The sequence below is a fragment of the Streptomyces sp. JJ66 genome, assembly GCF_019303495.1.
GTDB lineage: Bacteria > Actinomycetota > Actinomycetes > Streptomycetales > Streptomycetaceae > Streptomyces.
In genome coordinates this window covers 192,416-211,503 of sequence record NZ_JAEVFI010000011.1, presented here as the reverse complement: position 1 = coordinate 211,503, position 19,088 = coordinate 192,416, and the positions used below count along the sequence as shown (strand labels likewise).

20 protein-coding genes, 1 tRNA gene and 2 pseudogenes are annotated in these 19,088 nt (G+C 70.0%); 21 read left to right on the top strand and 2 right to left on the bottom strand.

What is annotated here, in order from left to right; all coding sequences use genetic code 11:
• Nucleotides 1–181 precede the first annotated feature (181 nt).
• From JJV70_RS10650 to JJV70_RS10585, 14 genes and pseudogenes are all read left to right on the top strand, one after another.
• The gene (locus JJV70_RS10650) at nucleotides 182–547 is read left to right on the top strand and encodes an NADH-quinone oxidoreductase subunit A (RefSeq protein ID WP_219047574.1); all 366 of its coding nucleotides are present in this window, start codon (nucleotides 182–184) and stop codon (nucleotides 545–547) included.
• Nucleotides 538–1,149: an NADH-quinone oxidoreductase subunit B gene (locus JJV70_RS10645; RefSeq protein WP_219047573.1), complete on the top strand. Its 612-nt coding sequence runs from the start codon at nucleotides 538–540 to the stop codon at nucleotides 1,147–1,149. The genes JJV70_RS10650 and JJV70_RS10645 overlap by 10 nt, the downstream gene beginning before the upstream one ends.
• Nucleotides 1,146–2,189, top strand: coding sequence for an NADH-quinone oxidoreductase subunit C (locus JJV70_RS10640; protein ID WP_219047572.1), 1,044 nt, complete (start codon nucleotides 1,146–1,148; stop codon nucleotides 2,187–2,189). The genes JJV70_RS10645 and JJV70_RS10640 overlap by 4 nt, the downstream gene beginning before the upstream one ends.
• Nucleotides 2,189–3,151, top strand: coding sequence for a complex I subunit 1 family protein (locus JJV70_RS10635; protein WP_219047571.1), 963 nt, complete (start codon nucleotides 2,189–2,191; stop codon nucleotides 3,149–3,151). The genes JJV70_RS10640 and JJV70_RS10635 overlap by 1 nt, the downstream gene beginning before the upstream one ends.
• Complete coding sequence (locus JJV70_RS10630) at nucleotides 3,151–3,795, top strand: NADH-quinone oxidoreductase subunit I (RefSeq protein WP_257573702.1); 645 nt, start codon at nucleotides 3,151–3,153, stop codon at nucleotides 3,793–3,795. The genes JJV70_RS10635 and JJV70_RS10630 overlap by 1 nt, the downstream gene beginning before the upstream one ends.
• A complete protein-coding gene (locus tag JJV70_RS10625) occupies nucleotides 3,792–4,439 on the top strand; it encodes an NADH-quinone oxidoreductase subunit J (protein WP_219047570.1) in 648 nt (215 codons plus the stop codon). Before JJV70_RS10630 ends, JJV70_RS10625 begins: the two co-directional genes overlap by 4 nt.
• Nucleotides 4,439–4,882, top strand: a complete 444-nt coding sequence (gene nuoK, locus JJV70_RS10620) for an NADH-quinone oxidoreductase subunit NuoK (protein ID WP_219047569.1) — start codon at nucleotides 4,439–4,441, stop codon at nucleotides 4,880–4,882. The genes JJV70_RS10625 and nuoK overlap by 1 nt, the downstream gene beginning before the upstream one ends.
• Nucleotides 4,879–7,047: an NADH-quinone oxidoreductase subunit L gene (locus JJV70_RS10615; protein WP_219047568.1), complete on the top strand. Its 2,169-nt coding sequence runs from the start codon at nucleotides 4,879–4,881 to the stop codon at nucleotides 7,045–7,047. Before nuoK ends, JJV70_RS10615 begins: the two co-directional genes overlap by 4 nt.
• Before the next feature lie 3 nt (nucleotides 7,048–7,050).
• Nucleotides 7,051–8,625 (top strand): NuoM family protein, encoded by a 1,575-nt coding sequence (locus JJV70_RS10610; RefSeq protein ID WP_219047567.1) that lies wholly within the window; start codon nucleotides 7,051–7,053, stop codon nucleotides 8,623–8,625.
• On the top strand, nucleotides 8,622–10,241 hold the full coding sequence (locus JJV70_RS10605) for an NADH-quinone oxidoreductase subunit N (protein WP_257573701.1): 1,620 nt from the start codon (nucleotides 8,622–8,624) through the stop codon (nucleotides 10,239–10,241). Before JJV70_RS10610 ends, JJV70_RS10605 begins: the two co-directional genes overlap by 4 nt.
• 134 nt (nucleotides 10,242–10,375) lie before the next feature.
• Nucleotides 10,376–11,239: a zinc metalloprotease HtpX gene (gene htpX, locus JJV70_RS10600; protein ID WP_219047566.1), complete on the top strand. Its 864-nt coding sequence runs from the start codon at nucleotides 10,376–10,378 to the stop codon at nucleotides 11,237–11,239.
• Nucleotides 11,236–11,628, top strand: a complete 393-nt coding sequence (locus tag JJV70_RS10595) for a YccF domain-containing protein (protein ID WP_219047565.1) — start codon at nucleotides 11,236–11,238, stop codon at nucleotides 11,626–11,628. The genes htpX and JJV70_RS10595 overlap by 4 nt, the downstream gene beginning before the upstream one ends.
• Nucleotides 11,629–11,652: 24 nt before the next feature.
• A complete protein-coding gene (locus JJV70_RS10590) occupies nucleotides 11,653–12,012 on the top strand; it encodes a VOC family protein (RefSeq protein ID WP_219047564.1) in 360 nt (119 codons plus the stop codon).
• Nucleotides 12,013–12,130: 118 nt separating this feature from the next.
• Nucleotides 12,131–12,430: pseudogene (locus JJV70_RS10585) on the top strand (helix-turn-helix domain-containing protein); the annotation flags it as partial.
• Between the two features lie 106 nt (nucleotides 12,431–12,536).
• Here the strand turns inward: JJV70_RS10585 and tnpA are convergent.
• A pseudogene (tnpA, locus tag JJV70_RS10580) lies at nucleotides 12,537–12,961 on the bottom strand (IS200/IS605 family transposase).
• 25 nt (nucleotides 12,962–12,986) lie between these two features.
• Between tnpA and JJV70_RS10575 the strand changes: the two are divergent.
• The 3 genes from JJV70_RS10575 to JJV70_RS10565 are packed head-to-tail and all read left to right on the top strand — an operon-like array spanning nucleotide 12,987 to nucleotide 15,000.
• Nucleotides 12,987–14,195, top strand: a complete 1,209-nt coding sequence (locus tag JJV70_RS10575; RefSeq protein WP_219047563.1) for an RNA-guided endonuclease TnpB family protein — start codon at nucleotides 12,987–12,989, stop codon at nucleotides 14,193–14,195.
• A 47-nt stretch (nucleotides 14,196–14,242) separates the two neighbouring features.
• Nucleotides 14,243–14,797: a DUF5753 domain-containing protein gene (locus JJV70_RS10570; RefSeq protein ID WP_219047562.1), complete on the top strand. Its 555-nt coding sequence runs from the start codon at nucleotides 14,243–14,245 to the stop codon at nucleotides 14,795–14,797.
• Nucleotides 14,794–15,000 carry a DUF397 domain-containing protein gene (locus JJV70_RS10565; protein WP_219047561.1) on the top strand — a complete coding sequence of 69 codons (207 nt, stop codon included), beginning with the start codon at nucleotides 14,794–14,796 and terminating at the stop codon, nucleotides 14,998–15,000. Before JJV70_RS10570 ends, JJV70_RS10565 begins: the two co-directional genes overlap by 4 nt.
• A 163-nt stretch (nucleotides 15,001–15,163) precedes the next feature.
• Here JJV70_RS10565 and JJV70_RS10560 read toward each other — a convergent pair whose 3' ends face one another.
• Nucleotides 15,164–15,652 carry a YajQ family cyclic di-GMP-binding protein gene (locus tag JJV70_RS10560; protein WP_219047560.1) on the bottom strand — a complete coding sequence of 163 codons (489 nt, stop codon included), beginning with the start codon at nucleotides 15,650–15,652 and terminating at the stop codon, nucleotides 15,164–15,166.
• Between the two features lie 187 nt (nucleotides 15,653–15,839).
• On the opposite strand from JJV70_RS10560, the gene JJV70_RS10555 reads away from it, so the two are divergent.
• The 4 genes from JJV70_RS10555 (at nucleotide 15,840) to JJV70_RS10540 (ending at nucleotide 19,027) form a co-directional block, all read left to right on the top strand.
• Nucleotides 15,840–15,921 (top strand) — tRNA-Tyr (locus JJV70_RS10555).
• Nucleotides 15,922–16,290: 369 nt separating this feature from the next.
• Complete coding sequence (locus tag JJV70_RS10550) at nucleotides 16,291–16,734, top strand: hypothetical protein (protein WP_219047559.1); 444 nt, start codon at nucleotides 16,291–16,293, stop codon at nucleotides 16,732–16,734.
• Nucleotides 16,735–16,740: 6 nt separating this feature from the next.
• On the top strand, nucleotides 16,741–18,465 hold the full coding sequence (locus JJV70_RS23225) for an alpha/beta hydrolase (RefSeq protein ID WP_219047558.1): 1,725 nt from the start codon (nucleotides 16,741–16,743) through the stop codon (nucleotides 18,463–18,465).
• 82 nt (nucleotides 18,466–18,547) lie between these two features.
• Complete coding sequence (locus tag JJV70_RS10540) at nucleotides 18,548–19,027, top strand: hypothetical protein (RefSeq protein ID WP_219047557.1); 480 nt, start codon at nucleotides 18,548–18,550, stop codon at nucleotides 19,025–19,027.
• The last annotated feature ends 61 nt before the right edge of the window (nucleotides 19,028–19,088 follow it).

Sequence of the window (19,088 nt, the reverse complement as noted above, 5' to 3'; positions counted from 1 at the left end):
CGTCGCCCGGGCGGCCGTGAGACGGCAGCACAGTACGTGACGACCAGGGCCTAGACTCCCGTGCGGACAGATCGTCGAACGCCAGCGCACGCACAGCGCGCACACGCAGGGCACGGACAGCGCGTACGCACAGCACACGGACCGCGTACGCGCAGCACACGGACAGGGACGGGAGCGGACGGTGCCGGACTACTTCCACGGCTACGCCGTCGTCGGCCTGGTCGCGGTCGTCGGCGTGCTCTTCGTCGCCGTGGCCTTCGCGGGCAGCGCGCTGCTGCGCCCCACCGCGCCGACACACGAGAAGCTGCTCGCCTACGAATGCGGCGTCGATCCGGTCGGCGAAGGCTGGGCGCACACCCAGGTGCGGTACTACGTGTACGCGTTCCTCTATGTCATCTTCGCCATCGACTCGATCTTCCTGTTCCCGTGGGCCACGGTGTTCGCCGCGTTCGGTGCCGTGACGCTGGTGGAGATGTTCGTGTTCCTCGGCCTGCTCGCCGTGGGCCTGCTCTACGCCTGGAAGAAGGGCGTCCTCACATGGACGTGACCCGCGCCGACCTCCCTATGCCGCGCCGCCTGGGCACGCTGGCGAAGCTCGCGCCCGAGCCCATGAAGGTGGTGCTCAACTGGGGCCGCCGCTACAGCCTGTGGGTGTTCAACTTCGGGCTCGCCTGCTGCGCGATCGAGTTCATCGCCGCTTCCATGGCCCGGCACGACTTCATCCGCCTGGGCGTCATCCCGTTCGCGCCCGGCCCGCGCCAGGCCGACCTCATGGTCGTCTCCGGCACGCTGACGGACAAGATGGCCCCGGCCGTCAAACGGCTCTACGAGCAGATGCCGGAACCCAAGTACGTCATCTCCTTCGGCGCCTGCTCCAACTGCGGCGGCCCCTACTGGGACTCCTACTCCGTCACCAAGGGCGTTGACCAGATCATCCCGGTGGACGTGTACGTGCCCGGCTGCCCGCCGCGCCCCGAGGCGCTGTTGCAGGGCATCCTCAAGCTGCAGGAGAAGATCGCCGCCGAGTCCCTTGGCGAGCGGTACGGCACCTCGCGCCCCTCCCCGGCCGCGCTGACCAGTGGGCTGGTCCGCCCGCCGGACTCCTCCGGTCCCGAGCGCTCCGGTGCGGCGCCAGAGGACGGGCGGTGAGCGCCGTGGGCTGGCTGCCGCGCCCCGCCGAGGAGCTGTTCGGCGAAGGAGCATGCGCGCAGGAGGCGTACGGGCTGCTCACCGTGGACGTCCCGGCCGCCGCCTGGGTGGACGCGCTGCGCACCGCCCGCGACGAGCTGGGCTGCACCTACTTCGACTGGCTGAGCGCCGTGGACGAGCCCGGCACCGGCTTCCTGGTCTGTGCCCACGTGGCCGCGCTGCCCGGGACGGGGGGAGTGGCGGGCACTGCGCCGGGTGCTGATCCGGACGGCGCGGCGGGTGGCGGCGTCCGGCGGCTGGTGCTGCGCACCACCGTGCCGCACGACGCGCCCGCCCTGCCCACCGCCACCGGCGTCTACGCCGGGGCGGCCTGGCACGAGCGGGAGACGCACGAGATGTTCGGCGTCGGCTTCCCCGGACACCCGGGCCTGACGCCGCTGCTGCTGCCGGACTCCTTCGAGGGCCACCCGCTGCGCAAGGACTTCGTGCTGGCGGCCCGCGTTGCCAAGGCGTGGCCGGGCGCGAAGGAGCCGGGCGAGTCGGAGCACGGGGGGCCGAAGCGGCGTCAGATGCTGCCGCCCGGGGTGCCCGACCCCAACGAGTGGGGTCCGCTGAAGGGCCAGCTTCCGCCCGCCCCGGCCCGCCCCGCGCGGGGCCGCGCGGCGGCCTCCGGCGACCGTCCGGCCCGTCCCGCCCGCCGCACCCGTTCGGCCGCCGCGGGCTCCGCGAGCCAGCGCGCGGCGGCCCCGCCCGCGCCGGCGGCACCCCCGGAAGGCGGAGCGGGTGAGGGCACGCAGGCGCCGACACCAAACGCGCAGACGCCGCCAGAGCCGCCGCCAGAGACGCCGCCGACCGGAACGCCGTCCGCCCGCCCGCGCCGCCGTACCGCATCCGACGCCCCCTGGGGCGAGCAGCCGGGCGAGCGGGCTCCGCAGCCTCCCGCCCCGGGCCAGGGCCAGGACCGCACCCCATCCGATGACACCCCATCCGATGACACCGCGATTCGTCGTGACGACGACACCGGGGAAGGCAGGCCGTAGTGGACTTCCTCGACGTCGCCTGGCGGCTGGCCGCCGTCCTGCTCGCCTTCCTGACGCTGCCCCTGCTCGTCGGCCAGGCCGAGCACAAGGTCATGGCGCACATGCAGGGCCGCGTCGGCCCCATGTACGCGGGCGGCTTCCATGGCTGGGCGCAGCTCGTCGCCGACGGCGTGAAGTTCGCGCAGAAGGAGGACGTCGTTCCGGCCGACGCGGACCGGAGGATCTTCCAGCTCGCGCCCGCCGTCGCGCTCGTCCCCTACCTGGTCGTGCTCATCGCCATCCCGGTCGCGCCCGGGGGAGGCGGCGTCGGGCAGGTCGTGGACGCGGGCATCTTCTTCGTCCTCGCCGTGCTCGGCGTCGGTGTGCTCGGCCAGCTGATGGGCGGCTGGGCGAGCGCCAACAAGTACAGCCTGCTGGGCGGTCTGCGCACCGCCGCGCAGCTGATGGCCTACGAGTTGCCGCTGCTGCTGTCGGCCGCGTCCGTCGCGATGGCGGCAGGCACCCTCTCGCTGCCCGGCATCCTGGACGCCTGGCAGTGGTGGTGGCTGCCCTGGCAGCTGATCGGCGCGTTCGTGTTCTTCACCGCGGGCATCGCCGAGCTGCACCGGCCGCCGTTCGACGCGCCGATCGCGCCGGAGGAGATCGTCTTCGGTCCGCTGACCGAGTATGGCGGGCTGCGGTTCGCGCTGTTCCTGCTCGCCGAGTACGCGGGCATCGTCGTCGTCTCCGCGCTGACGGCCGTGCTGTTCCTCGGCGGCTGGCACGGGCCGTTCGCCGACGGGCTCGGCTGGCTGTGGATGCTGCTGAAGACGGCGGCGCTCAGCTTCCTCGTCATCTGGATGCGGGTGGCGTGGCCCCGGCTGCGCGCGGACCAGATCCAGCGGTTCGCCTGGACGGTCCTCGTCCCGCTCGCCCTTCTCCAGATCGCCGTCACCGGCGTCGTGAAGGTGGTGTTCCCCTGATGGGCCTCCCCGGTTCCGGCCTGGCCAAGGGCCTGGCCGTCACCCTGAAGACGATGACCCGGCGTGCGCACACCGCGCACTACCCGGACGTGCAGCCCGAGCTGCCCGCCCGCAGCCGTGGCGTGATCGGGCTGTTCGAGGAGAACTGCACCGTCTGCATGCTGTGCGCGCGCGAGTGCCCGGACTGGTGCATCTACATCGACTCGCACAAGGAGACGCTGCCCGCCGCCGCGCCCGGCGGACGCGAGCGCAGCCGCAACGTGCTCGACCGGTTCGCCATCGACTTCTCGCTGTGCATGTACTGCGGCATCTGTATCGAGGTGTGCCCCTTCGACGCGCTGTTCTGGTCCCCGGAGTTCGAGTACGCCGAGACCGACATCCGCGACCTGACCCACGAGCGCGACAAGCTGCGGGAGTGGATGTGGACGGTGCCCGAACCGCCGCCGCTGGACCCGGCGGCCGAGGAACCCAAGGAGCTGGCCGCCGCGCATAAGGCCGCCGACAAGGCTGCTGCTGCGGCGGCTGCTCAGGCCGCTGAGGTCGCTGAGGCTGAGGCCACGGGGGCTGCGGGAGCCACGGGAACCGGGGGAGCTGTGGAGGCTGAGGGCGGCCCCGACGCCGACGGGGGTGGCACCCGCACGTGAACGCTCCCGGATTCCTGACGCCCACCGGCGTCGAGATCGTGTTCGTCCTCACCGGCCTGGTCACCCTCGGCGCCGCGCTCGTCGCCGTCACCACGCGGCAGCTGGTGCACGCCGCGCTGTGGCTCGTCGTCGCGCTCGGCGGCATCGCGGTGGAGTACCTGTTGCTGACCGCCGAGTTCATCGCCTGGGTGCAGGTGCTCATCTACGTCGGTTCGGTCGTCGTGCTGCTGCTGTTCGGGCTCATGCTGACGCGCGCGCCCATCGGCCACTCACCCGACGCGAACTCCGGCAACCGCTGGGTGGCACTCGGGGTCGCGCTGGCCTCGGCCGCCACGCTGGTCACGCTCGTCGTCGATGCCTTCCGCACCGCGTGGATCGACCTCGGCCAGCCGCAGGGCGACACCCAGGCCGTCGGCGAGGCGCTGTTCCGGCACTGGGTGCTGCCCTTCGAGGCGCTGTCGCTGCTGCTGCTGGCCGCGCTGGTCGGCGCGATCGTCGTCTCCCGCCGCAGGGCGGAGGGGGAGAGCGAGACGGCCGGGGAGGACGGGACGGCTGGCAACCCGGGCGCGGCGAAGGCCGAGCGGGCCGAGCGGACCCCGCGAGCCGAGCGGACCCGGCACGCCCCGGAAACGGAGGAGCGCTGATGCACCTCGTCTACCCCGCCGTCCTCGCCGCGCTGCTGTTCAGCGTCGGCCTGTACGGCGTGCTGGCCCGGCGCAACGCGGTGCTGGTGCTCATCTCCGTGGAGCTGATGCTCAACGCCGTCAACCTCAACCTCGTCGCGTTCGACGTGTGGCTGCGGGACACCCTGCGCGCCGGGCAGTCCCTCACCCTGTTCACCATCGCCATCGCCGCCGCCGAGATCGGCATCGGCCTGGCGATCGTCCTGCTCGTCTACCGCAACCGCGCCGGGTCGAACATCGACGCCCTGCGCGACCTGGCCGAGCGGCCCACCGACTCCCAGGAGCGCGCCGTGCCCGACGCCGCCGCTGACGACGCGGATGCCGCCGACGTGAACGCCGCAGCCGCCCCGGGCGCCGGCACCGGGGCGGCGCCCGGCGGGAAGCAGGCGGGGGCCACCGCGTGAGCACCACCGCACTCGCCGTCCTCGTCCCCGTCCTGCCCTTCCTCGGCGCCCTCGCCGGGCTCGCGGCCGGGCGCCGCGCCCCCGGCTTCGTCCGGCCGCTGGCCGTGCTGCCGACGCTGGCCTCCGCCGTGCTCGCGATCGCCGTCGCCGTCCAGCAGGGTGGCCGGGCGCCGCTGACGACCGCCACCGAACTGACGCCCACGGGCCATGCCGCGCTCCCGGTCGAGCTGGCGTTCCACCTCGACGGCGTGGCCGTGCTGGTGGCCGTGCTCGTCGGCGTCGTCGCCTCCTGCGTGCAGCTGTACTCCACCGGCTACCTGCGCGACGACCCGCGCTACGCCTCCTACGCCGCGCTCGTCTCCCTGTTCACCGCCGCGATGCTGCTCGTCGTCTACAGCGACGACCTGATCGTGCTGCTGGTGGGCTGGGAGATCATGGGCATCTGCTCGTACTTCCTGGTCGGCCACTACTGGGAGACGGCCGCCGCGCGCTCGGCCTCGCTGAAGGCGTTCCTGGTCACCAAGCTGGGGGACGTGCCGTTCCTCATCGGCATCCTGGCGCTCGCCTCGCAGGCCGGGACGTTCCGCATCTCCACGATCGTCACCCGGCTGACCTCCACCCTGTCCGACTTCGAGCTGAGCCACCCCACGCTGATCGCGCTGCTGCTGCTCGCCGGGGTCGCGGGCAAGTCGGCGCAGTTCCCGCTGCACACCTGGCTGCCGGACGCCATGGCGGGCCCGACGCCGGTGTCCGCGCTGATCCACGCCGCCACCATGGTCGCGGCGGGCGTCTACTTCGTGGCGCGCCTGCTGCCGGTGTTCACCGCGTCGGCCGCCGCGCTGGTGGTGCTCGCGCTGCTGGCGGCCGTCACGATGGCCGGGTCCGCGCTGGCCGCGCTCGCCCAGGACGACGTCAAGCGCGTGCTGGCGTACTCGACCATCGGCCAGCTCGGCTACCTCGCCGGTGCGCTCGCCGTCGCCGACCGGGGTGCCGCGATCTTCCACCTCCTGTCCCACGGCGCCTTCAAGGCGCTGCTGTTCCTGACCGCCGGGGTGCTGATCCACGCCGCCGGTACCGGCTCGCTGACCGCCATGGCCCGCGCGGGCGGCACCGCGCGCCGCGTCCCAGACGCCTACTGGACGCTGACCATCGGCCTGCTCGCGCTCGCCGCGATCCCGCCGTTCTCCGGCTTCTTCTCCAAGGAAGCCGTCCTCGGCGCCGCCGAGCACACCGCGCTCGACCCGGACCCGGGCATCCCGGCCGTCTCCGGCTGGATCGTCCTCGTCGCGGGCCTGCTCACCGCCGCGCTGACCGCCGCGTACGCGATGCGGCTGTGGCTGCTCGCCTGCCGTGGCGACGCCGCCGCCCCGGGCGTGGTGCGCGAGCCCGCCGCCCCGGGTGTGGCGCGGGAGCCCGCCGCCCCGGCCGCAGCGCCGCGGCCCGCCGCCGTCGCACCGGATGCCGGACCCACGGTGCAGCCCGCCGCCGTCACGCCCGCCACCGCGCCGGAGACCGTGGCCCGCGAGACCGCGCCGGACGCCGCCGCGCCCGAGCCCGGGGCCACCGAGGCGCAGGCGCTGGCCGCCGCGGACGACACCGCCGTCGCCTCCACCGAGACCGCGCTCGCCACCGGTCACGTGCCCGGCCCGGCGCGCGGTCACGAGAAGCAGCCCGCCGTGATGATCGTCATCCTGTGGGTCCTGGCGATCCCCTCCCTCGCGTTCGGTCTGCTCTACGACTGGCTGCCGCACTGGCTCGGCGGCGGCAGCCTCGGCCCTACGCTGGTTACCTCCGTCCTGGCCACCGCCGCCGCGGGCATCGGCGCGCTGCTCGTCTGGGGCGCGTGGCGGCAGGCCATCGTGCGCGGCACCGGCGACCCCGCGACCGTCCTGCTCGGCCGCCTGCTCGCCCCGGCCGCCGACGGTTTCCGGCTGGACGCCGCCTACCGCCGCCTGTTCGTCACCCCCCTACGGGCCGCCGCGACCCTGGTGCGCTATCTGGACCGCGAGGTCGTGGACGCCTACGTGCGCGGCGCCGGTACCGGCACCGGCTGGCTGGGCGCGGCCGTACGCCGGGCCCAGACCGGCAACGTCCAGACCTATCTGAGCGCCCTGCTCGCGGGCTCCCTCGTGCTGGTCATCGCCGTCATCCTCGCCGGAGCGTGAGCCGTGATCACCCTCAACGACACCGTGGCGCAGTTCGTCCTCGCGGCCGTCGTCGTGCTGCCCCTGCTCGGCGCGGGCGCCGCCCTGCTCCCCGCACCGCCCGGACTGCGCGGCCGCAGCCCGGAGCAGGCCGTGCTGCGGCACGGCGTCACCGTCACCGGCGTCGTCCTGCTCGGCGCCCTCGTGCTCGCGGCCGGGTTCGACTACGACCGCGCCGAGGACATCCAGGCGGGCACCGATATCTCGTGGATTCCCGCTCTCGGCATCCGGCTCCACCTCGGTGTGGACGGCATCTCGCTTCCCCTCCTCGTCCTCACGGCCCTGCTGACGTTCCTGTGCGCCCTGTACAGCTACCGCAACCCGCCGAAGGGCCCGGCCCCCACGGCGTTCGTCGCCCTCCTCCTCGTCCTCGAAGCGGGCACGCTGGCCACCTTCGCCGTCCTCGACCTCGTCCTGTTCTTCCTCGCCTTCGAGATGGTGCTCATCCCGATGTACTTCCTCATCGCCCGCTGGGGCGGTGCGGGCCGCGCCCAGGCGGCCTGGAAGTTCATCCTCTACACACTGCTCGGCTCCGTCGTGATGCTGCTCGGCCTCCTCCTCGTCGGACTCCAGGGCGGCACATTCGACATGGTGGCACTCGCCACTGACAACGGGTCAGGTCTGTCCCGGAGCACGCAGCTCATCGCCGTGCTCGCGCTCGGCATCGGCTTCGCCGTCAAGACGCCGATGTGGCCGCTGCACACCTGGCTGCCCGACGCGCACACCGCCGCGCCCACCGTCGGCTCCGTGCTGCTGGCGGGCGTCCTGCTGAAGATGGGCACCTACGGCCTGGTGCGGATCGTGCTGCCCATCGCTCCCGAGGGCGCCCAGTTCTTCGCGCCCTACCTGGCCGCCTTCGCCTGCGTCGGCATCGTCTACGGCTCGCTGGCCTGCCTGTTCCTCGTCCGCAGCGGCACCGGGGGCGACCTCAAGCGGCTCATCGCCTACTCCTCCGTCGGCCACATGGGCTTCGTGCTGCTCGGCATCGCCACCCTCACCCGGACGGGGGTCAACGGCGCGCTGTTCGCCAACGTCGCCCACGGCCTGATCACCGGCCTGCTGTTCTTCCTCGTCGGCGCCGTCAAGGAACGCACCGGCTCCACCGAGCTGGACCAGTTCGCACGCGGCGCCGGGGCCGCGCTCTACGGACGCGCGCCCCGCCTCGGCGGACTCGTGGCCTTCGCCGCCGTCGCCTCCCTCGGCCTGCCCGGGCTGGCCGGATTCTGGGGCGAGATGCTCGCCCTGCTCGGCGCCTACCACCCCGCCGACGGGCTCAGCCGCCCCGCCTACCTGGTGTTCCTGGCCGTCGGCGGCTTCGGCACCCTGCTCACGGCCGCCTACCTGCTGCTCGTCGTCCGCCGCGTGTGCATGGGCGACCGTGCGAGCGCGGGCGCCGCGCTGCCCGACGTACGCGGATACGAGTTCGCCGCCTGGACGCCGCTCGTCGTCCTCACCGTCCTGGCCGGACTGTGGCCCGCGCTCCTCCTCGGCGTCACCGACCCGGCCGTGCAGCACCTCCTGCCGGGAGTCAGCCGATGAGCCATGTGCCGCTGAGCCAGCCCATGACACACGCCGTGGAGCCGGTGAGCCACGCCGTCGAACCAGCGGCCCACGCCGGGGAGCCGGTGGCCCACGCCGTCCTGGCGGCTGCGGGTCCTGTGCAGTCCGTTGACTGGGTGGCCATCGCGCCCGTCGCCGTCACCGCCGTCTTCGCGCTCGGCCTGCTCGTCGCCGACCTGTTCCTCACCGAGCGCCGCAAACCGCTGCTCGGCTGGGCCGCCGTCGCCGGGCTCGGCCTCGCGCTGCTGACGCTGCTCCCGCTCGTCGGCGCGGACCGCTCCACCTTCTGCCTCACCACCGACGCCGACACCTGCTCCTACACCGCCGACAGCTTCGCGCTCGTCCTCCAGCTCCTCGTCCTCGGCGGTGCCCTGCTCACCGCACTGCTGTCCCTGACCACCGTCACCACCAGCAAGCTGCCGCCCGGCGAGTACTGGTTCCTGCTGCTGTCCTCCGCCGCCGGAGCCGCGCTGCTGCCCGCCGCCCGCGACCTGGCCACCCTCGTCATCGCGCTCGAAGTCGCCTCGCTGCCGGTCTTCGCCCTCATCGCCCTGCGCCGGGGCGACCGGCTGGCCTCCGAGGCCGCGCTCAAGTTCTTCCTCTCCTCGGTGGCCGCCACCGCCGTCACCCTGCTCGGCGTCAGCTTCGTCTACGCCGCCACCGGCAGCCTGCACCTGGGCGTGGTGGCCGAACGGCTCGGCGACGTCGATCCGGCGCTGACCGCGCTCGCCCCCGCAGGCGTCGTCCTCACCCTGGTGGGCTTCGCGTTCAAGACAGCCGCGGTGCCCTACCACTTCTGGGTGCCCGAGACCTACGTCGGCGCCCCGGTACCCGTCGCCGCCTACCTGTCCGTCATCGGCAAGGCCGCCGGACTCTCCGGGCTGATCCTCGTCACCGTCTACGCCTTCCCCGCCTACGCCAGCACCTGGGGGCCCGTACTGGCGGTACTGGCCGCGCTCACCATGACCGTCGGCAACGCCGGTGCCCTGCGCCAGCGCGCCGACGCCCCGCACAGCGCGGTACGGCTGCTCGCCTGGTCCTCCGTCGCCCAGGCGGGCTACCTGCTGGTGCCCATCGCCGCTGCCGCCTACACCGACGACCCCGGCCGCGCGGTGGGGGCCACCGTCGCCTACGCGCTCATGTACGCCGTGGTGAACCTCGGCGCGTTCGCCGTCGTCCTGCGCCTGCGCACCCCGGGCGCCCGCGCGTCCGGTGCCCGCGTCGCCGACTTCCGCGGGCTGTACGCCGCCCACCCCCTCGTCGCCCTCATCCTCGGCTTCTTCCTGCTCTGCCTGGCCGGACTGCCCCCGGGCATCGTCGGCCTGTTCGCCAAGGTCACCGTCTTCGCCGCCGCCGTGGACGCCGGACTCGGCTGGCTGGCCCTCGTCATGGCCGCCAACGTCGTCATCGGCCTGGTGTACTACCTGCGCTGGACGGCGCTGCTCTTCCGTGCCCCGGCGCCCGGGGCGGCCCCGGTACGCCTGCGCCGCGCGGCACCGCTGACCGCCGCGCTGGCGGTCACCGCCGTCGCGGGCGTCGTCCTGTCGGGCGCACCGCAGCTCATCCTGCGCTTCGCCTCCGGCTCACTGCTGTAGCCGTCCGCCCGGGCGCGTCAGCCCCGGGAACCCCTGGCCGCCGCCTCGCGTTGGTCCCACAGGGAGGGTCCACTGGAAGGTGGAGACACCGCCAGAGCAAGGGTTCCCCTGTGGCACCACCGGGAGGGCGCACCGTGCACCGCCGACACAACGGGCTGAGGACTGCCCTGCTCCTGGGCACCCTGTCCGCGCTGATCGTGGTCATCGGTTCCTTCTTCGGGCGCGGCGGCCTGCTCCTCGCCGTCCTCGTCGCACTGGGCACCAACGCCTACGCCTACTGGAACAGCGACAAGCTGGCGCTGCGCGCGATGCGGGCCCGCCCGGTCAGCGAGTTCGAGGCCCCGGCGCTCTACCGCATCGTGCGCGAGCTGTCCACCGCCGCCCGGCAACCCATGCCCCGGCTCTATCTCTCCCCCACGCAGGCCCCCAACGCCTTCGCCACCGGCCGCAACCCGCGCAACGCCGCCGTCTGCTGCACCGACGGCATCCTGCGCCTGCTGGACGAGCGCGAGCTGCGCGGCGTCATCGGGCACGAGCTGAGCCACGTCTACCACCGGGACATCCTCATCGCGTCCGTCGCCGGGGCGCTCGCCACCGTGATCGTCTTCCTGGCGAACTTCGCCTGGCTGATCCCGTTCGGCCGCTCCGAGGACGACGACGGCCCCGGCCTGCTCGGCCTGCTGCTGCTCATGCTGCTCGGCCCGCTCGCGGCGTCCCTGATCCAGCTCGCGGTCAGCCGCTCCCGCGAGTACGACGCCGACGCCGCCGGCGCCCAGCTCACCGGCGACCCGCTCGCCCTCGCCTCCGCCCTGCGCAAGCTCGACGCCGGTACCCAGCGGCTCCCGCTCCCGCCCGAACCCCGGCTGGAGACGGCGAGCCACATGATGATCGCCAACCCGTTCCGGCGTGGCGAGGGCCTGTCGAAGCTCTTCTCCACCCACCCCCCGATGCCCGAGCGCATCGCCCGCCTCGAACGGATGGCAGGCTGGCGCCCATGAAGACGATCCTGAATATCATCTGGCTGGTCCTGAGCGGCTTCTGGCTCTTCCTCGGCTACCTGGCCGCCGGACTCCTCCTCTGCGTCACCATCATCGGCATCCCCTTCGGCATCGCCTCCTTCCGCATCGGCCTGTACGCGCTGTGGCCCTTCGGCCGGGCCGCCGTCGAACGCCGCGACGCGGGCACCGCCTCCTGCGTCGGCAACGTGCTGTGGCTCCTCCTGGCCGGCTGGTGGCTCGCCCTGGGCCACATCGCCACCGGCATCGCCCTGTGCCTCACGATCATCGGCATCCCGCTGGGCATCGCCAACTTCAAGCTCCTCCCGGTCTCGCTGATGCCGCTGGGGCGTGAGATCGTCCCCACGGACCGTCCCTTCACCGCCCGCTGACCCCACCCGTGGCATGGTGAGGCGATGACCGTCCGCCGCGTCGTCCCCGACGCCCACACCGACCCGGCCACCTACGCCGAACACCGCGCCTTCTACGGCCTGCTCGGCCTGGAGGAGGTGATGAACCTCGGCTGGGTCATGGCCCTGGCCTCCCCCAGCAACCCCACCGCCCAGCTCATCTACCTCACCCACGAGGAAACGGCCCCCGTCGTTCCGGACCTGTCCATCGAAGTGGAGGACGTCGATGCCGTCCACGCCGCCGTCCTCGCCTCCGGAGCCGAGATCATCCACCCCCTGACGGACGAACCCTGGGGCGTCCGCCGCTTCTTCACCCGCGACCCTTCCGGCCGCGTCGTCAACATCCTCACCCAGTCCCACCGCTAGCCACCAGCCGCTCACCGGGGCGGCTGACCCGGACACACCCGCGCTTGTCCGGGTTGGCGAAAGTAACCGCCTCGCACCAAGGGCAGTTGAGCACGTGACGACGCGAAAGCGGGGCGGCATGGGTGCGGACCACATCACGGACGACGCGGACGACAACGGCGCTGACCTCTGCCTGGACGACGAGTCCAGCGCGGTCATGAAGGCCGTCGGCCGGCAGATCAAGCTCTGGCGGGAAGCAGCTGGCCTGACCCAGGCCGAGCTCGGCACGGAGCTGGGCTACAGCGAGGAGATGGTCTCCGCGGTCGAACGCGGACGCCGCCTTCCCAAGCCGGTCTTCCTCCAATCGGCGGACCGCGTGCTGAACGCGGGCGGCAAGATCCAGGCGATGACGGAGGACGTCGCCGAGGCCCGCTACCCGGATCTATTCGCAGGGCACGGGGCTTCAGCCCGGTGGTGAAGCGAATCTGAGGTTTGCTCTGACCTCAGCTGTGGGCATGGATCTGCACTGTTCACCTCAGTCCGGGTCAGAGCGGCCGGTGTTGCTGCTCGATGTACTGCTTCACGGTGCTGAGTGGTGCGCCGCCGACGGACCCGGCGAAGTATGAGCCGGACCAAAGGCGTTGTGCCCGCCAGTAGTGGCGGACGAGGTCGGGGAACTCCTGGCGCAGCCGCCGGGAAGAGACGCCCTTGAGGCTGTTGACCAGCCTGGACACGGCGACCTTTGGCGGGAAGTTCACGAGCAGGTGGACGTGGTTGTTTCCGCCGTTGAACTCGACCAGCTCGGCCTCGAAGTCCTCGCACACGGCCCGCATGATCTCCTCGCACCGCNGCACCGCGTCAGGTGCCGGTCGGCGAAGACCTTGTGCCGGTACTTCGTCACAAAAACCAAATGGACGTGCATGCGGAAGACACAGTGACGACCAGTACGAATGTGCTCATCGATAACCATAAACCAATTGTGTACCATGATCCGTGTGCAGCTCAGGTACTCGTTCCGGGTGTACCCGAGCGCCGGTCAGTGCACGGCGCTGGCGGGAGCGTTCGGGTGCGCGCGGGTGGTCTACAACGACGCGCTTCGCGCTCGGGAGACCGCCCGCAGCGAGGCGCTGCCGTTCCCGAAGACCGGCGACCTGTCCAAGACGCTGATCACCGAGGCCAAGCAGACGCCCGAGCGGGCGTGGCTCGGCGAGGTGTCAGCCGTCGTGCTCCAACAGTCCCTCAAAGACCTGGACACCGCGTACCGGAACTTCTTCGACGGCCTGAAGGGCAAGCGCCCGCGTATGGGCGCGCCCCGGTACAAATCCCGCAAGGACACCCGGCAGGCAGTCCGGTTCACGGCGAACGCCCGCTGGTCGATCACGACCGGCGGAAAGCTGCGCCTGCCGAAGATCGGCGACCTGAAGGTGAAGTGGTCGCGCGCGCTGCCCTGCGTTCCGTCCACGGTGACCGTGGTCAAGGACCCGGCGGGCCGGTACTTCGCGAGCTTCGTCGTCGAGACCGGCCCCGAGGAACTGCTGCCGAAGACGACGCCCGAAATCGGTATCGATCTTGGCCTCGGGCACTTCGCCGTCCTTTCCGACGGCCGGAAGGCCGACAGCCCGCGCTTCCTGCGCCGGGCCGAGAAACGCCTGAAGAAGGCGCAACGCGCCCTGGCCCGCAAAGAGAAGGGCTCCAGCAACCGGAACAAGGCCCGGATCAAGGTCGCCCGCGCACACGCGAAGGTGACCGACGCGCGCCGCGAGTTCCACCACCAGCTCTCCACAAAGCTGATCCGCGAGAACCAAGCGGTCGCCGTAGAGGACCTGGCGGTGGGAGGACTCGCCCGCACGCGCCTGGCCAAGTCCGTCCACGACGCCGGATGGTCGGCGTTCGTGACCATGCTGGAGTACAAGGCCGCCCGGTACGGGCGCACCTTCGTGAAGATCGGCCGGTTCGAGCCGACTTCCCAGGTGTGCTCGCGGTGCGGCGTCAAGGACGGCCCCAAGCCGCTGAACGTCCGCGTGTGGACGTGTCAGGCGTGCGGGGCCGTCCTGGACCGGGACATCAACGCGGCGGTCAACGTCGCCAAGGCCGCCGGACTGGCGGTATCAGCCTGTGGAGCGCAGGTAAGACCGGGACCCCTCCCGGCACCGCGCAGCGAAGCAGGAACCCACCCGACACCGCAGCCCTCAACGGCACGGTAGGCGGGAATCGCCGTCCTACAGGGCAGCGAGGATGTCAACCCAAGAAGGTGCGTGACCTCGCCAAGCTGGAGGGCCAGGCGGTGGAGATCGGCGCCTACGGCAGCCAGAACATGCAGGGCCTGCTCCAGACCGAGGAGTACGCCCGTGCCCTGTATGACATGCGGTTCCCCGCCTTCGACGAGGGCAAGGTCGAACGGCACGTCGCGGCCCGCATCGCCCGTCAGCGCATCCTCGACGCGCCGAGCGCGCCGCTGCTCACCTTCGTCCAGGAAGAGGTCACGCTCAAGCGGCCCATCGGCGGGCGGGACGCGCTCCGGCGCCAGCTCGAACACCTCCTCGACGTGGGCCGGCTCCGCAACGTCACGATCCAGGTGATGCCCACGAACCGCCAGGAGCACGCGGGAATGAGCGGCGACTTCCGCGTGCTCAAGCTGCCGGGCGGACGGTGCGTGGGCTTCACCGAGGCGCAGCTCACCAGCCGGTACTTCTCCGACCCCAAGGACGTGCAGATCCTGGACATGCGGTATGGGATGCTGCGCGCGCAGGCTCTCGCACCCCGGGAGTCGCTGGCGTTGATCGAGAAGGTGTGGAGAGAGACATGACCGTCAAGCAGGCGCAGGAAGCCGGTGCTCGCCTGGAGTGGACCAAGAGCAGCTACAGCAGCAACGACGGCCCCGACTGCGTCGAGGTGGCCGCGTCGCCCGCCGCCGTCCACGTCCGCGACTCCAAGCACGTGAGCGGCCCCCACCTGACCCTCCCGCCCGCCGCGTGGACGGACTTCGTCACCTTCTCCACGCAGGCGTGACCACGAAACGCCCCGGCGCTCCCGCCGGGGCGTTCGCGTTCCGGGCGACCGGACGCACCCCATGCAGGCGGGGTTCACCACGGCCTGCGCTTCCCCGGCCCTGCACCCCCGTGGTGCCCCGCTCGCTCAGCCCGACCACGCCTGTGCGGGCCAGCGCCGCCGCTCAGCGGTAGTTGACGAACTGGAGGGCGAAGTCGAAGTCCTTGCCCTTCAGCAGGGTGATGACCTCCTGGAGCGCGTCGCGGCTCTTGGAGCTGACGCGCAGTTCGTCCCCCTGCACCTGGGCCTTGACGCCCTTGGGGCCCTCATCGCGGATCACCTTGGCGACCTTCTTCGCGTCGTCCTGGGAGATGCCCTCCTTGAGCGAGCAGAAGAGCTTGTACTCCTTGCCGGACGCCTGCGGCTCCCCGGCGTCCAGCGCCTTGAGTGAGATCCCGCGCTTGACGAGCTTGGACTCGAAGATGTCCAGCACGGCCTTGGCCCGCTCCTCGGAGTTGGCGCGGATCTCGATCTTCTCGCCGGACCAGGCGATGCTCGCGTCCACGCCCTTGAAGTCGTACCGCTGCGAGATCTCCTTCGCGGCCTGGTTGAGGGCGTTATCGACCTCCTGCCGCTCGACCTTCGAGACGATGTCGAAACTGGAGTCGGCCATCGTGAGTAGGCTCCTCATGGGTAGATCGATCAGTGATGACGGCCCGCCCGGCGGCGTCCGTACGCCCCGCAAGCCTAGCCCCGCTCCCCGCGCCCCACCGCTGATCAACCGAGTGGCGAACCACCCCCCACGATCAGGTATGGTTTACCCCGTCGTCGCGGAGCACGCCTCCGGACGGCCCATCCCAGGCGGTGTGCCCGAGCGGCCAAAGGGAGCAGACTGTAAATCTGCCGGCTCAGCCTTCCCAGGTTCGAATCCTGGCGCCGCCACAGGAGTAGGAAACCCCCTCCGACCAGTCGAAAGACCAGGTCAGAGGGGGTTTCCTGGTCTCCGGACACCATCGGGCGACCGAGTGGGGTGTCTCACCCGGTCCCGCCTTGTATCCGGCCGGGATCAGGCTGTGTCCCCCAGGCGTCCCCCAAGCTGTGCAGGCCGCCGGACACGTCTCGGATGGGTGACATCCACTCCAGCATCGCGGTGTCGATGCGCTCGTAGGCTCGGTGCTGCGCCTGGACTAGCCCTCCGTGCCGGGCTCCAGGGCACAGTTGACTTTCTGGACTGACGTGCCGTGGCCCCAGTAGGCTGCCGAACATTCCAAGATCGCCGGAATGTGTCGGATGCTGGAGAAACGGGGATAGATGTCATTCGACGAGGAGTGGGCGGCGCTGCACCGCGAAGCTGTGGCTCGCTTGAAACTTGCCAGTGCACAACCTGCAGCTACTGGAAGCTTTGACCTGAAAAGTTCGCAGCCTGCCTGGGGAAAGGCTTCGACCGGGCTCAGCGAACTCAAGGAAAACTTGGGCACTGCCAGTAAATGGATGAACTCGGAGCAGCAAGAGGAGAGTGCTGGCGACAGGAGTGCTGGCGCGCTGGACAGTGCGGTTTCGCATCGCGCTGTAATGGAGAGCTGGCGGCTACGACTCGATCTTATTCAACGAGAATGTGACGAGGTCGCGGATAAACTGAAGAAGGCGGGAGACAGTCACTACAAAAACGAGGAGGATGTGAAGCAGGCTTTCGAGGCGCAGCAGACCCGCCCTCAACTGCCATCGGGAACTTCCTCCCTGCCGGAAGGGAGATGATGCAGTGTGGTGACATATGCTCAGCTCAGAAGCCTTAAGCCAGAAGATTTTGAGCAGGACGCCGACGACTGGCACAAGGTCAGCAGTGCTGCCGGGGATGCCATGGACCGCCTCAAAGACGACATTGCTGCCAAGATGCGGGAGTCCCTGAAGGGGGAGGCATGCGACGCGGCCCTGAGCCGCCTGATGCGGTTGGGCGAAAACTTTCAGTACACGCAGAGTGAATGTGGACTGATTCGCACCGCGTTGAATGACCTTGCCCGGGATCTGCGAGCGGCGAAGAAGAAATTGAATGATGCCGTGGAGGACGCCGTCTCGGCAGGCTTTACCGTCGCGGCAGATGGTTCAGTCCAATGGGTGGCAGAAGATGTTCCGGTGCCACTGCTGCCCGAGCAGAGCGTGTCGCCTGGAAGTCCTCGCCCGCCGCTGCTGTCCGGTAGCCCCGGAATCGACCCCAAGCAAGCTGAGGCCGAAGAATACGCCGCTCGGATCGGCCAGGCGCTGAGTGAGGCCACTACGGCTGATCAGACGTGGTCTCCTGTGCTCCTCAGGCTCAAGGCGAAAAATACGCTGGAGATTACCGAGGCCGACTGGATGGATGCGAGCGATGACATGGAAGCGGTCCGTGAAGCGGTCGGCTCCGATGTCAACGTCAAGGACATTCCGGATGGAATATCCGTCCAGGAGAACGCCGAGTGGTGGAAAAGTCTTTCTCAGGATGAAAGAGACGACTATGTGGCGCTGTACCCGGCCAGCATTGGGGGCTTGGACGGCATTCCCGCTGTAGTGCGGGACGACGCTAACCGCTTCCTCCTCCAGGAAACGCAGGGAAGAACCACGCTGGAACTGGAAGCGCACCTAGCTCGGGAGCCTGACCGCAGCAGGGTGCGCCAAAGCACCTGGGAGCGCTGGGACGCCGAGCGGGAAGCCCTGGAAAAGAAGCTCAAGGGGATGTCGGATATAGAGAAGCGCTTCTCTAGGACCGGCAAAGACGGGCTGCCCGAGGCGTACCTACTGGGCTTTGATCCCAAGGATGACGGAAAGGTGATCATCGCTACAGGAAACCCCGACACGGCGGAACATACAGCGGTATACGTGCCAGGAACTGGAGCAGAGCTCGGCAGAGTGAATGGCGAGATGAGGCGCGAAGCAAATCTGTGGCGCGAAAGCGACGCGGCAGCAGATGGGCCGGTTTCCACCATTACCTGGATTGGCTATGATGCTCCCGATGACCCAGGATATGATGCGCCGTTCCCCAACTATGCGGAACGAGGAGCACCGGATTTCAATCGATTCCTCAGAGGGCTGGACGCTACTCACGAGCCGGATGTGAGCTCGCATAAGACCGTTGTTGCTCACAGCTACGGGAGCACGCTGGTGGGGCTTGCTTCGCAGGTCGGCGAGTTCAGCGCGGATGACGTGGTCTTCGCGGGCAGTCCAGGAGTGCGTGTAGGCCGCGCCGAGGACCTGAGTGTACCTGAGGGGCATGTATGGAATCAGGAAGCGGAATGGGATCTTGTGCCAGATATCGGCCGCTACAGCCATGGCCATCATGAATTCAGGTGGTGGGGGATGGCCCACGTCGTCCCCAGCGACGATGAGTTTGGTGCCCAGCAGATGACCACAGATACAACGGGGCACAGCGACTATTGGGAGAAGGGTACCCAGAGTCTCCGTAATCAGGCCGCCGTGGTGGCTGGCGATTATACGGAGGTGGAGCTTGAGAAATAACTCTACGGGATTCCGTTTTTTGTGGCGGGCTCCGAGGGTGATAGCAGCGATGTTGGTATTCTCTACATTGGGGTGTTCCGTTGTGACCGACGAGGATTCGGGATATGAACCGCTCGTTCGCGAAGTGGAAAGCGTGCGCGAAGGTGCGCGAAAGGTTTCCAGTGAACTCCTAGACATCATCGCCTTGCAGGGGAAGGTGAGTGAGCCTGGCCCTGGAGTCGGGCTCTGTGGAGAGCGTGATCCGGACACCTTCTACACAATCTCACACCCTTGGTCGCTGACAGAGGTTCCGGTTCCGCAAATGGAGCAGGCAATGCAGCGGCTTTACGAGGAACTGCCCAAGCGCGGGTGGGAAATTATCTCCTACGGGCCTGCCGAGAGTGAAGCCCGCTCCCTCACCCTCATCGCTGACTACAACGAGGGTGACAAGAGGTTTTCCGTCAACGCTCAGCTGCGTGATAGTCGCAACAAGGGGGCCAATGCCAACGCCTCAAGGATTCTCGTCACCGTGGTCTCCGCCTGCTACCAGGTGCCAGAGGGCCAGGTAGTGGAGGGGTACTGACCGGCGCCTTGGGAACAGGCAGGGCGCGCACGCGGCCCGGAGGGGAGCCGGGGCGGGTGCG

Coding starts and splice junctions, on each gene's coding strand:
- JJV70_RS10595 (WP_219047565.1), top strand. CDS start 11,236: ATGAAGACGATCCTGAATATCATCTGGCTGGTCCTGAGCGGCTTCTGG.
- nuoK (WP_219047569.1), top strand. CDS start 4,439: ATGCACCTCGTCTACCCCGCCGTCCTCGCCGCGCTGCTGTTCAGCGTC.
- JJV70_RS10605 (WP_257573701.1), top strand. CDS start 8,622: ATGAGCCATGTGCCGCTGAGCCAGCCCATGACACACGCCGTGGAGCCG.
- JJV70_RS10645 (WP_219047573.1), top strand. CDS start 538: ATGGACGTGACCCGCGCCGACCTCCCTATGCCGCGCCGCCTGGGCACG.
- JJV70_RS10590 (WP_219047564.1), top strand. CDS start 11,653: ATGACCGTCCGCCGCGTCGTCCCCGACGCCCACACCGACCCGGCCACC.
- JJV70_RS10565 (WP_219047561.1), top strand. CDS start 14,794: ATGACCGTCAAGCAGGCGCAGGAAGCCGGTGCTCGCCTGGAGTGGACC.
- JJV70_RS10630 (WP_257573702.1), top strand. CDS start 3,151: ATGGGCCTCCCCGGTTCCGGCCTGGCCAAGGGCCTGGCCGTCACCCTG.
- JJV70_RS10550 (WP_219047559.1), top strand. CDS start 16,291: ATGTCATTCGACGAGGAGTGGGCGGCGCTGCACCGCGAAGCTGTGGCT.
- JJV70_RS10560 (WP_219047560.1), bottom strand. CDS start 15,652: ATGGCCGACTCCAGTTTCGACATCGTCTCGAAGGTCGAGCGGCAGGAG.